Source organism: Kitasatospora sp. NPDC059795 (assembly GCF_042732175.1).
GTDB lineage: Bacteria > Actinomycetota > Actinomycetes > Streptomycetales > Streptomycetaceae > Kitasatospora.
The window spans coordinates 321,278-332,897 of record NZ_JBHWID010000007.1 but is presented as its reverse complement, the minus strand read 5'-3'; the positions used below and the strand labels follow the sequence as shown (position 1 = coordinate 332,897).

12 protein-coding genes and 1 pseudogene are annotated in these 11,620 nt (G+C 68.2%); 2 read left to right on the top strand and 11 right to left on the bottom strand.

Annotated features, from left to right (window positions below; translation table 11 throughout):
• Nucleotides 1–191 precede the first annotated feature (191 nt).
• Nucleotides 192–1,292, top strand: a complete 1,101-nt coding sequence (gene ssd / locus ACFV4P_RS17515) for a septum site-determining protein Ssd (RefSeq protein WP_380471957.1) — start codon at nucleotides 192–194, stop codon at nucleotides 1,290–1,292.
• A 225-nt stretch (nucleotides 1,293–1,517) separates the two neighbouring features.
• Nucleotides 1,518–2,426: pseudogene (locus ACFV4P_RS17510) on the top strand (TadA family conjugal transfer-associated ATPase); the annotation flags it as partial.
• 116 nt (nucleotides 2,427–2,542) lie between these two features.
• Here ACFV4P_RS17510 and ACFV4P_RS17505 read toward each other — a convergent pair.
• The 11 genes from ACFV4P_RS17505 to ACFV4P_RS17455 form a co-directional block, all read right to left on the bottom strand.
• Nucleotides 2,543–3,742 (bottom strand): methyltransferase domain-containing protein, encoded by a 1,200-nt coding sequence (locus tag ACFV4P_RS17505; RefSeq protein ID WP_380471955.1) that lies wholly within the window; start codon nucleotides 3,740–3,742, stop codon nucleotides 2,543–2,545.
• A 3-nt stretch (nucleotides 3,743–3,745) separates the two neighbouring features.
• Nucleotides 3,746–3,889 carry a hypothetical protein gene (locus tag ACFV4P_RS17500; protein WP_380471953.1) on the bottom strand — a complete coding sequence of 48 codons (144 nt, stop codon included), beginning with the start codon at nucleotides 3,887–3,889 and terminating at the stop codon, nucleotides 3,746–3,748.
• A 351-nt stretch (nucleotides 3,890–4,240) separates the two neighbouring features.
• Complete coding sequence (locus tag ACFV4P_RS17495) at nucleotides 4,241–4,441, bottom strand: hypothetical protein (RefSeq protein WP_380471951.1); 201 nt, start codon at nucleotides 4,439–4,441, stop codon at nucleotides 4,241–4,243.
• Complete coding sequence (locus tag ACFV4P_RS17490) at nucleotides 4,438–4,620, bottom strand: hypothetical protein (RefSeq protein WP_380471949.1); 183 nt, start codon at nucleotides 4,618–4,620, stop codon at nucleotides 4,438–4,440. The genes ACFV4P_RS17495 and ACFV4P_RS17490 overlap by 4 nt, the downstream gene beginning before the upstream one ends.
• Nucleotides 4,617–4,817 (bottom strand): hypothetical protein, encoded by a 201-nt coding sequence (locus ACFV4P_RS17485; RefSeq protein ID WP_380471947.1) that lies wholly within the window; start codon nucleotides 4,815–4,817, stop codon nucleotides 4,617–4,619. The genes ACFV4P_RS17490 and ACFV4P_RS17485 overlap by 4 nt, the downstream gene beginning before the upstream one ends.
• A gap of 94 nt (nucleotides 4,818–4,911) precedes the next feature.
• Nucleotides 4,912–5,760, bottom strand: a complete 849-nt coding sequence (locus ACFV4P_RS17480; protein ID WP_380471945.1) for a helix-turn-helix domain-containing protein — start codon at nucleotides 5,758–5,760, stop codon at nucleotides 4,912–4,914.
• A 6-nt stretch (nucleotides 5,761–5,766) separates the two neighbouring features.
• Nucleotides 5,767–6,285, bottom strand: a complete 519-nt coding sequence (locus tag ACFV4P_RS17475) for a DUF6879 family protein (RefSeq protein ID WP_380471943.1) — start codon at nucleotides 6,283–6,285, stop codon at nucleotides 5,767–5,769.
• Entirely contained in the window at nucleotides 6,266–6,529 is a 264-nt protein-coding gene (locus ACFV4P_RS17470) for a hypothetical protein (RefSeq protein WP_380472066.1), read from the bottom strand. The genes ACFV4P_RS17475 and ACFV4P_RS17470 overlap by 20 nt, the downstream gene beginning before the upstream one ends.
• A gap of 1,492 nt (nucleotides 6,530–8,021) precedes the next feature.
• Nucleotides 8,022–8,780, bottom strand: coding sequence for a hypothetical protein (locus tag ACFV4P_RS17465; RefSeq protein ID WP_380471941.1), 759 nt, complete (start codon nucleotides 8,778–8,780; stop codon nucleotides 8,022–8,024).
• A gap of 54 nt (nucleotides 8,781–8,834) precedes the next feature.
• Entirely contained in the window at nucleotides 8,835–9,203 is a 369-nt protein-coding gene (locus ACFV4P_RS17460) for a hypothetical protein (RefSeq protein WP_380471939.1), read from the bottom strand.
• Nucleotides 9,204–10,065: 862 nt separating this feature from the next.
• Nucleotides 10,066–11,598: a recombinase family protein gene (locus tag ACFV4P_RS17455; protein ID WP_380471937.1), complete on the bottom strand. Its 1,533-nt coding sequence runs from the start codon at nucleotides 11,596–11,598 to the stop codon at nucleotides 10,066–10,068.
• Nucleotides 11,599–11,620 lie beyond the last annotated feature (22 nt).

Below are 11,620 nucleotides of genomic sequence, written 5' to 3'. Positions count from 1 at the left end.
CCGAACTGATTTGACCCCCGTCCGAGTGAGCCTGGTTATCCACAGGGGCGGGTTATCCACAGGCATTGCGAACTCCGCTGACACATTCCGCGCCGTCCCCCACCGTGGTGTCCGCGACGCCGCGCCGGCCCACCCGGGCTGACGCGTCCGACGCGCCGTCAGACCCGTCCCGCACCACGCGGAGGCCCGCCTTGTCCGCATTCCTCACCGACCCGCACGCCACCGGCCCCGAGCCCCCGCTCGGCCCGCTGATCCTCACCGCCGACGAGAACCTCGCCGAGCAACTCACCCGCCTGTGCGCCGCCGCCGGAGCCGAACCACGGCTGCTCAGCGGCGCCCCACCGCCCGCCCGGCTGTGGGAGAACGCCCCTCTGGTGCTGGTCGGCGACGACCTCGCCGAACGGTGCGCCGATCTGCCCCGCCGCCCCGGCGTGCTGCTGCTCGGGCTCGACCTCGACGACGGCGAGATCTGGGTCCGCGCCGTCCGGCTCGGCGCGGAGCACGTGCTGTTCCTGCCCGACGCGCAGTCCTGGCTGTTCGACCGGATCGCCGACGCCACCGAAGGCGTCGGGCCGCCCGCGCTCACCGTCGCCGTGCTCGGCGGGCGCGGCGGCGCCGGGGCCTCCACGCTGGCCTGCGCGCTCGCGGTCCGCGCCGCCCGGGCCGGGCACCGTACGATGCTGATCGACGGCGACCCGCTCGGCGGCGGACTCGACGTCCTGCTCGGCGCCGAACAGACCGGCGGCCTGCGCTGGCCCGACCTGGCCGCCTCGCGCGGCCGGATCAGCGGCACCGAGCTCGCCAAGGCACTGCCCGAACTGCACCGGCTCAGCGCCCTGTCCTGGGACCGCTCGGACACCCTGACCATCCCCGCCGAAGCCATGTGCAGCGTCCTGGCCGCCGCCCGCAGACGCGGCGGGCTGGTCGTCCTCGACCTGCCCAGACACCTCGACGCGGCGGCTGCCCAGGCGCTCGAACAGGCCGACACCGGGCTGCTCGTGGTCCCCGCCGAGCTGCGCGCGCTGGCGGCCGCCGACCGGGTCGCCGCAGCCGTCCGGATACGGCTCGCCGACCTGCGGGCCGTCGTCCGCACCCCCGGGCCGTCCGGTCTCACCGCCGCCGACATCGCCCGCGGCCTGCAACTGCGCCTGGCCGGGGAGCTCGCCCCCGAGCCCGGCCTCGCCCTGGACGCCGAACGCGGCGCCCCGCCCGGCCTGCGGGACGGCGGGCCGCTGGCCCGGTTCTGCGGGCGATTCCTGACCGAAGCGATGCCGCCCGTCGTGGCGGCCTGAGGAGAACCCATGGCCAACCGCCTGCACGCCGTCGACACCCACCCCGTCGACGCCGGCGCCGCCGGGCACACCGGGCAGCCGAGGCCCGCCCGGCACCCGATCACCCGCACCCACCGGCGCATCGCCGTACCCCGCGCCCGAGCCCTGCTCGGCGCCCCGCCGGGGCCCGCCGAGGACGTCGCCCCGGCCGAAGCCGGCCCGCGCACCGGTCCGACGGTGCGCCACCTGGTCCGCCGACGACCGCCGGCCGCACCCGAACGGGACGGGCCGCCGACGGCCGACGGGGGCGCCGAACTCGTCGACGCCGTCCGGCTCCGGCTCGTCGAATCCGGAGCCGCGCCCACCACCGGCTCGGTCGCCGCCGCGCTGCGCGCCACCCGGCCACCGCTCGGCGGGGCCGACCTGCTCAACACCGTCCGCAGCCTGCGCGCCGAGATCGTCGGCGCCGGGCCGCTCGACCCGCTGCTGGCCGAACCCGGCGTCACCGACGTCCTGGTCAACGGGCCCGACCAGATCTGGATCGACCGAGGCAAGGGCCTGGAACGCGCACCCCAGGTGCGCTTCCCGAACACCGACGCTGTCCGCCGGCTCGCCCACCGACTGGCCACCGCCGCCGGTCGCCGCCTGGACGACGCCCGCCCCTGGGTGGATGCCAGGCTGTCCGACGGCACCCGGCTGCACGCCGTCCTCCCGCCGATCGCCGCCGACTGCACCCACATCTCGCTGCGCACCTGCCGCAGCACGCCGTTCACGCTCGCCGAACTGGTGGCCGCCGGGGCCCTGCCCCCGTCCGGTGCCGACCTGCTGGGCGCCGTGCTCCGGGCCCGGCTGTCGCTGCTGATCTCCGGTGGCACCGGCAGCGGCAAGACCACGCTGCTCGCCGCGTTGCTCGGGCTCGTCCCGGTCGACGAACGCATCGTGCTGGCCGAGGACTCGGCCGAGCTGCGGCCGGACCATCCGCACGTCGTCCGGCTCCAGTCCCGCCCGCCCAACCAGGAGTCGCTGGGCGAACTGACGCTGCGCGACCTGGTCCGGCAGGCGCTGCGGATGCGGCCCGACCGGCTGGTCGTCGGCGAGGTCCGCGGTGCCGAGGTGGTCGACCTGCTGGCCGCCCTCAACACCGGCCACGAAGGCGCGTGACTATGCAAACCGTACACGGAGTGCCCGGCCACGGAGAAGCCCCGCCCGTACGCCACGGGGGAAGCGCACAGACGGGGCCGCTCAAAGGGGCTGGTCGCCCCGCGAGGGGTCTACGACGGCTGGGCCGGTTGTCCGGTTAGCCCCCGGAGTGGCACCGGGTTCTCTGGGCTGTCCAGCCACACCGTGTGGCCGTCCGGGGCCACGGTGAGTCCGAATCGATCGAAGCCGGGGTGGCCCTGTTCGTCCCACCAGCGCCACGCCGCTTCGACCTCGTCCCAGAGGTTCCGGGGCCCGGACTGCACCACCTCATAGGCCGTCCGGTCGGGCTCCCAGTCGGCGGTAGCCCACGACGTGACGGCTGTGTCATGCAGCCACAGCGTGTACGTGCCGTCGTCGTACCGCTCGGTCAGCGGGAACGCGCCGGGCACCTGCACGCCAATGGCGAACATCTCAAGCCATCCGCCAACGTCGTCCGGTGAAAGCCGAGTTGACGACTTCGAGCCGTCCGCCGGCCACGGCCCGGACAGGTACTCAAGGCTGTTCGGTCGGGGGGTGCGCTGCTGCCTCAGCCGCATGAAGGCGGACGACCCGACGAACCGGCCGCTTGCCGTGCCGTCGTTACCGACCGTGAGCCGCACCACGGCTTCCCCGCCGTACTCCGGCCCCCACGGGGCGACGATCAGCCCGCCCGGCCGGGTCTGGGTCACCCATCCGTGCGGCACCTGCCCGACCGAACAGGTGGCGATCACCCGATCGAAGGGGAGGCCGTCCGGGTGGCCCTTCGTTCCGTCGCCGACCACGGGCGTGGGGAAGTACCCAGCCCGAGCGAGACGGCGTTGCGCGTCGGCGGCGCTGTCCTGGTCGACCTCGATGGTGACCACGTTCCCGGACCCGAGCCGGTGGGACAACAGGGCGGCGTTCCAGCCGGTCCCGGTGCCAATCTCCAACACCCGGTTGCCGTCCTGCACATCCAGGGCGGCGAGCATCGAGAACACCATGGTGGGCATCGAGTTGGACGACGTGGGCGTCGTGCCCCGTGCGTCCCCGGTGTGGTTGCCGTCGTCGAACTGCGTAGTGAGCGGCACGTCCGAGTAGACGGCGTTCCACCACCCGGCAGGATCGGTGTACCGGTGTACAGCCTCCCCCTGGCGCACGCCGTCGGCCTGGCCGGGCCAGATCGTGTCAGGCACGAACAGGTGGCGCGGCACGGCGTTGTACGGCCCGAGCCAGTCCGAGGCGAGAGACCCGTTAGCGATGAGCGCGGAGGCCAGCCGGGTCCGACCGGCCTCCGCATCGTGCTTGGTGCTCACTGGCTACTTGCCGTCCGCCGGGCCCTGGCCGTCGCTGGTGTTCCCACCCTCGGAGGACCCGCCACCACCGTGCTTGTTGCCGCTGTTGCTGTCGTCCTGCTGCCCGCCGCCCTTGCCGTCGCCGGACCCGCCGCCGTGCTTGCTCATGGGTGTTGCCCCTCCGTTGTCACCTCAGGCCGAGAGGGTTCTCACGGCCCGTCGTGCACCTTGCTGGCCCGTCCCGGCCAGATCCTTCCCCAGGCGGCCGGGACGGGAGTCTGTTGGGCGCGTCAGCGCCTCGGGTGGTTGGCTTCCCGTACCCGTGCGAGCAGCGCCGCCCGCCGTCGTCGCTCCTCCGCCGTCAAGGGCATTTCGGTGTGCTCCTCCGGGGTGAGAACCGGCCGAGGCCCGACGGGCCGTTTGCGGGGCCATGGGTGGGCCCTGAGCCACTCATACGGGTCCACGGGCGCAGCACCCCCGGGGAGGTCACCCACGGCCGTCTGCGGGTCGTCCTGGCCGTCACTCATCCGGTCCCGCCTCGGGGGTGTCGCACTCCCCGTCGTCGGCATGCTGCTGCCGCCACCGGACCAGGTGCCGCGCAATGGTCGGGTTCGTCTCGGCCGAGTACTGCCGCTCGATCCCATCGAAGTAGGCGCACCCCACACAGGGGTTCTCCGGCGCGCCGTCGGCCAGCACCGGGGGTTCAGAGAGCGTCGTCACGGCGCACACCCCCTGACGCACTCCGCGTTGTGCTTGTCGCGGAGCGCCTGAATGTCGCTCTCGGCGTCCGCGTCCTGATGCCCCTCGGGGGCCTCTGCGAAGACCTTGGCCATGCGGTCGAACGACCGGGCCACCGGGCAGGCTGCGGGGGCCGTGGTGGGCGTTTCGGGCAGCGTCATGCGGCCCCCTTGTCGGGGCACATGTCCGCGTCGCAGGTGCACAGCGGCCAGTCCTGCGGGATGCCCCGCCCCATGGCCTTGGCGGCGTACGCCGGGTCGTAGTCGGCCAGCGCATCCCCGGCGGGGGCGCGCTTCCGCTGCTCCGCCCGGTACTCCTCGCGGGTCTTGATCTTGCGGGCGTTGGTGCTCACCGCCATGCGGGCCACTCCCTCGGCGTCGCTGGAACCGATGGCAACACGCTAGGAAGTCAGGCAAGTTGGGAGCTACGAAATTCTACGAGATTGCACGCCATCACCCGAGAGCATGAATGGCGGCTGTGATCAGCGCACGTGCCTTCGGGCCATAGGCCGCCATGTCAGCCAGCGTCGCGAAGGTGTCGGCGTACATCGCCACCTCACTGGGCTGCGTCAGGGTGAGATGCCCGGAGACAAGCTCGACGTTCACCTGCGCCGTATCGAAGATCCAGAACCCTTCGACCGGCATCCGCGTACGGTGCAGCCGGGCGGGGACGATCCCAACACTGACGTTGGGCAGCGTGCTCACGGTGATCAGCCGCTCAAGCTGTTCGGCCTGGGTATCAGCGTCGCCGAGCCCGTTGAAAAGTACGGACTCCTCAAGCAGGAACGCGAAGCGTCGTTGCCCCTCGCGGAGCACCCGTTGGCGTTCCATCCGCACGGCCACGGCATCGGCCACGTCATCGACCGTTACCCGCCTCTGCTGGACGGCGCGCAACACGTCCTCGGTATAGCCGTGAGTCTGAAGAAGTCCGGGCACAAGCCACGACGAGTAGGCCCGGAACCAGTGGGTTCGTTCGAACAGGGGTAGAACGGCCTGCTGCGCCCTTCTCAGCCCTGCACGCTCCATGCGGCGCCACTCAACCCACATGCCTTCCACGGCCCGCAGGGAGGCGACCAGATCCGCCGCTTCGCCCTCCCTGCCGCACGCACTGCACCACGCGCGGAGGTCATCGGCGGACGGGGATGTTCTGCCGGTGGAGATCCGGGAAACCTTGGACGGGTGCCAGCCGCACAGCACCGCCAGTTGCTTGCCGTCCAACCCGGCGTCCTTGCACATCTCCCGCAGGCGATCTGCAAGGACCTGCCGGGCTGCTTGGACGTGAGAGGAACCAGACACGGACATGATCGGTCAGGCCAGCTTGTAATCCTCGTGCGGCGTGGCCCGCTCCCACACCGCTTCGAAGGCAGAACTGACCAACTCCACAACGGCCGGCTCGGTGCGCCATTCCCGGTCCACTACCTCGCCCGCACCGGAGAAGTACGTGAACAGCACCGCCGACCCGTCGAACATCCACAGGTCCGTTCCCGGCAAGGCGATGTCGGCAGCCTTCCGCCGGGGCAGCCAGCGGACAAGCTCACCCGCTGCGACGTTGGCGAACGTCAGGTCATGCTCATATCGGATGTAGTCCGTCACCGGCTCCGAGACGATCCGGGCACGCCGCATGACCACTCCGCGCCCGATGGTCTCGGCCGCTAGGTCAGCCCAAGAGCCCCACCAGTCAGGCAAGTTCGCCGGATCATTGTCATACCGGTGACCCGCCCGCCAGCGAGTGAACTCCGGATCGTCAGGCGTATAGCTGTCACGCATCTCCAAGTGCACGGCGGAGCGCTGTGCACTGGCCAGGCCCTCACGTACGGGGTACTTCACCGTTTCCGCCCTCCGGTCGCGGGATGTACTGCAGCATCACAGCCGGGAGCCGGATGATCGTCTCGTGTGCGGGAACGTCCGTGCTGTGACCGGGAATTGACCCGATCTCCTGGCACGCCTTCACCTCGTCGTCGGTGGCCTTGTAGGACTGGATCAGGAGATCACCAGTGGCCTCATCCAGCCAGATCGTCGGCGAGTCGTCGACGGGGGTGTTCGGAATGATCCCGAGGAAACGCAACCTCATGACATCTCCCTGTGTCGAGCCGATTGCAGTCAGTTGCACGACTATCGCTCCGTCAGTCGATCAGCACAAGAGGGCGTCAGGGCAAACGACAGAAGGCCCCCGCCCGACCCTGTGAAGGGTCAGACGGGGGTGCGGGACCACTCAGCAGTCTCGGTACGGCTTGCGATGCCAGAGGCCCCGAGCGTCCTCCCAGAGACCGGCCGTGGCCGGTGGCAGGCACCTGCGGGCACCGTACGGGCCTGAACGGTGGGCGTCACCGGCCCTGGTACTGGCGAAGGTCTCGCAGCAGGCGGGACAGTGCTGGGCACGCAAGCCGGACCACTCCCGGCCGCAGGGTGGATGGACGATCTTCAAAAGGGGCCTTTCGCTGGGCTTCAGAACTGATATTTGAGGGCTCCAAATGGTTGGGTTGACCCATTTCCCCAGACCTCACCTGAAAAGCCGCCCATGGTCTGCCCTGGCATTGATTAGATGGCATTCTGACGTTCGGCCTCCCTCGCGTGCGCGCGCCCACGTGCACCCGCATGTGCACCCGCGCGTCAGGCCCGCTGTTTCTGGGCAGCGAAATGCGGTCTGACTAGGCATTTCACGGAGAAGGCGGCTCAACCCGAAAGTCCCAGACCCGTACAGAGGCCGATTCCTGCTAAGGCGCTGCGGTACAGAGATAGGGGGGAGGGGGACACCCCCCAGGGGGAGGCGCGAGTTTAGATCTCACGCGGCAGCAGGCACGCCCTTTCGGCGAAGGCGGTAAGCCTTGGCCTTATGGGCATCCGAGCAAAAGGACCGAGCCCTGCCCATTCCTGTCCAGCCAGCCTCATTGGAGCAGTCGGGAAGCTGGCAGGTAGCCGACCAGCGCGCGTCTTCTCTCCCCTCCTCCTGCTCTGCCTTCGACTCTATGCAGTCGGTGCAGAAAACCCCGTGCTGATTCCTGAATTCAGGATGACTTTGCCCGCAGCGCGAGCAGACTCCCTGCCCCTCGCACTGCTTGGGCTGTGACGCTCGGTAGTCAGCTTGCCTGCAAGCGCCGTTGCAGTATCGCTTATTCCTCCTACCGTTAAGGGACTTGTCGCACCAGTTGCAGGCGTGGCCAATGGTCAGCACGTATCGCGCTCCATGTGTTGATAATCATCATGACACTCTCTCCTTTTTCAGTTCTCTCTGACTTTTGGTGCGGCAAAGGGCCCGGCGAATATGCCGGGCCCAACCATTGCGCTTGACTGTTATGCGCCCGCTAGCGCGAAGTGTGCTGGCTCAACACACCGGGCGTCGCGGCAAGTGCGACGCAGTTCCTCATTGGCAGCGAGCGGCCGGTAAAGGACTCGGTAGATCGCGCGGTGTGCAAGTTCCCGCTTTGTGTTCCCCTCCACGTAGTACCGGACCGTCGCGCGCCCCTTTCGGTCCAGTCTTCCCGAAATGAGGCAGCCAGTTTCGAAATCCCGGGTTACGTGGCTTAGCGCCTTGAGTCCGATCTCTCGGTCAGTCAGTACGTAACTCACCGGTTCCACGGCTCCATTTCGTTTGCGGGCGACGACGGGCCGGCCGCCGGGTCCCATGCCGATTCGGGGTCGGCATTCTGGTCCAGTCGGCCGGGAAGTCCACCGAAATAGCTGCCGCTGTACTCCAGCCGGTCAGTCACAATTCGGTCCAGGGCATCACGGTCCGCACGCCAATTGATGCCCCCGCGCGGCGCCATGTGCCGCCACTGCTGCTCGTTCGCGTTCCACGGATTGCCCAGGTCCGCGTCAAGGTCCTCGACGGTGTCGGCCAGGGCCGTCAACTCATCCATGAGACAGGCAAGTTGAGTTGCTGCGACTACAGCGGCAGCGCGCTTCTCCTCGGCCAGGCCGGTCACGTCAGAGCGCCACTCAGCACGCACGGCGACCGCAGCAGCACGAATCTCCGAAGCGGCCTCAGCGGCAAGCTCATAGGCGGCCATCTGGACGCGCTGAGCCTCCGCAAGGCGGGCCTCCAGCGGGCCCCGATTGGTCGGCTTGGGAAGCGGCTTTCCCTGCGCAAGGGCCACCTTGACAGCGAGCTGATCCCTACCCTCCACGTTGGCAAGGTCAGCCTCGGCGAAGGACACGGCGTCGTCAGATTCCGCACGCTTGCGCAGCATTTCGTCAAAGTGAGCAAGAGCGTGCTCCACGCTCTCTGGCGTGCACGTGTAGGTGTAGCGCGGGACATCCCGAGACGCCTGGTCGTACAGCGAATTGAGGCGAGCAGATCGGGCATCGGGGGCAACGTAAGGCATTGATCACATTCCTTTTCGGCGAGAAGTTGGCGTGATTGGATTTGACGTCATGGCCTAGCTAGCCATTCGGCGCTGAAGGATTCGGGCGGCGAGCTTCACCGGGTCGATTTCTCCGCTATCAGGATTGGGCTCGGAAGCGCCTCCACCCTTTACCAGCGAGCTAGGCTGAGTCCGGAGACTAGAGCGGAAGTGTCCCGCGAGATTCTGAGCGTCAGCCGTGATTTCCTCGACAGTCGAGCCGTTAAGCCGGTCGCGCAGCGTCTCGGGAATGGAGAACTTCGCACCGATCTGCTGACGCAGCGCGGATAGGTCGGTGGCCGGCTGCGGGGACTCACCTTCGTGCTTGGCGTTGGCGGCGCTCTCCGCCTCCACTTCGGCACGGGCGTTGTTGACATGCTTGGCAATTTCGGACCGTCGGTCCATTGGTCAGCTCCTAGTCGGATTTGGGTACAAAAAATGGCCCCGCATCACGAGTGCTGCACGTCCATCGGTCTCCGACATGACCGTTGGGAAAGCAGCACCCGAAACACGGGGCCTACCGACAGGCGACGAAATCCCTATCGGCGAGTGTCCGGCGGGACGACAGCGTGTCGCCATGCCGGGGCTCAATATTCAGTTGATCAATTGTTGGGGCGCGTCGGAACGCTCCCGGGCCGTTGGTTCGCTGGGCTGACATTCAGCGCCTATCCGGCCTAGTGCTCGGGGTGAGTCTCCCTCGCAGTTGGAGTAACCGGGGAAAGTTAATGAGCACTCCGGGCCTCCACATGTATCTACGGCGGCTAGTTAAGAAACCTCCGCAGTGATCTACGCGGAGCGGCTAACACTTCGCCCTGTTCCCACCTTGATTGACTTGGAGTGGTGAACGGCTGCACACCGAGGGGCCAGAGCGCCGCGTAAGGGCCTTGGTGGGGTCGAGTGGCGCAGCACCCCACCCCGCTGCCCTACGGGCCTCCTAGGCCCCCTCCTGCGCCTCTCGCACCCCTGCTGGGGCAGCGCATGAGCGGACCGTCCGTGAGCCCGTCACGAAACTCCATGGTCACGTTACGGTTCCCGTAGTTCCCTTATAGGGCCAGATGAGAAGTGCTTAGTGTGGTTCTCAATGTGTAACTACCCCTCAGAGAAACGTGACAGATGTGCTCTGACCTGGTGTTTTGCGCTCTCGCGCTGGCGACCAAACTGCATGCCGGGGCCACAGCCGGCCAGCCTGTCGAACCGCTAGCACGCACAGCGAAGCCCCGCCCGACCAACGAGGGTCGAACGGGGCTGTGCACGGACCTGAGAGGCGCTAGGGGAGCAGTTCTTCTCCAGCGATCGCCGCCAATGCGGCTGCCGCCGGATCAACGTCACGCACCCATGCCGGGCCTTCGAAGTCGACGGACACCCGCAAGGGGTTGAACCGCTTGGGTGCCCCCGGTACCGGGGGCGATATCACCACCCGTGTGCCCAGATCGGTGAGCAAGCCCCGTCGCCCTTCCTCGCTTGCCCGCCGGTTCCACTCCTCCGCCACGCTGCCGCCGGTGTCCACCCAACGTCCCTCGGCGTGCTCTGCCTCAGCACGTAGCTCTGCCTGTCGGCGCTCAAGCGCGTTCAGCTGCGTGATCGCCAGCCGTGCTGCCGCTCCACCGGGCTCAAGGTGCACCAGGTTTCCGGCCAAGCGCTCAATCTGTCCCGTCACCTCCGAGAGCTGGAGCACCGCGCTGCCGTCGGGCTCGGCCCAATGCATGAACGTGCCACGCCCGAACCTCTTGAGGAAGTCAGCAGTCACCATGGCCTCAACTGGAGCGGCAACGATCACGTTCGGTCGGTGGATGCCTTGCTTACCGACACCGCTTCGGCACACGTATGTGCTGTAGTCCTTCCCGCGTTCCTCGCGACGCTGCCGATACATCGGCCCGTCGCACTCGGAGCAGCGCGCCACGTGCAGCAACAGGGCCTTCCCGCTTCGCTCCACGCCTCGCCCCTTGGCTTTCTCATCCAGGATCGCCCGTACCGCAGACCAGGATTCGGCGTCCAGGATTGCTGGGCCAGCAGACAGCGGGCGGCCCTCAGCGTCAAGGACCGGCTGATTGGTCAGCGCCCCCCGCTTCTCGCCCGGAACGGCCTGTACGAGCCAGCCACGGAGCGCAGGTGTGTAGAGCACGTCCCGCACCGTCGTCGTGTGCCAGCGCTGCCCCCTCACCTTGCGTCCGTCGCGCTGTCGCGCGTGATCGGCAGGGGGCAGTACGCCCCGCTCGTTCAGGCTCCGGGCCAGACCAGCCATCGAAGCGCCGTGCTGCGTCACCTGCTCCGCACACTCGCGGACTATGGAAGCGGCGGTCTCGTCGATGGTCCACCGCTTGTTGTTCACCGGCCCATCGACCGCGTAGCCGTAGGGCGCGAGACCGCCCAAGTGGTTTCCGCGAGCCTTGAAGTGATCTTTCGATGCCTGGATGCGGGCCGTGATCATGTCCCGCTCGTACTCGGCGAACGCAGCCAGGACGTTGATGGTGATCGAAGCGTTCTCCGGCGACACCACGCCGTCGGCGGTGACCACAGTGGCGTGGGTGGAGTCCGCTGCCTTCAACAAGCGCTGGAACTCCAAGACGCTGCGGGCGTACCGGTCCAGCTTTGCGGCGAGCACGTAGTCAGCGCGCGGGAGCCAGGACAGGACCTCCCGCATACCGGGGCGGTCTTCCAACTTCGTAGCGCCGGACACGTTGGTGTCGGTGGCTATGTGGATCACCTGCCACCCGCGCTGCTCGGCGTACGCCTTGCATGCGTTGATGCGATGGTCGGGAGCCTCTTCCGCGAACAAGCGGGACAAGCGGTCGTAGATCACAACGGTTGGCACAGTGGCCCTC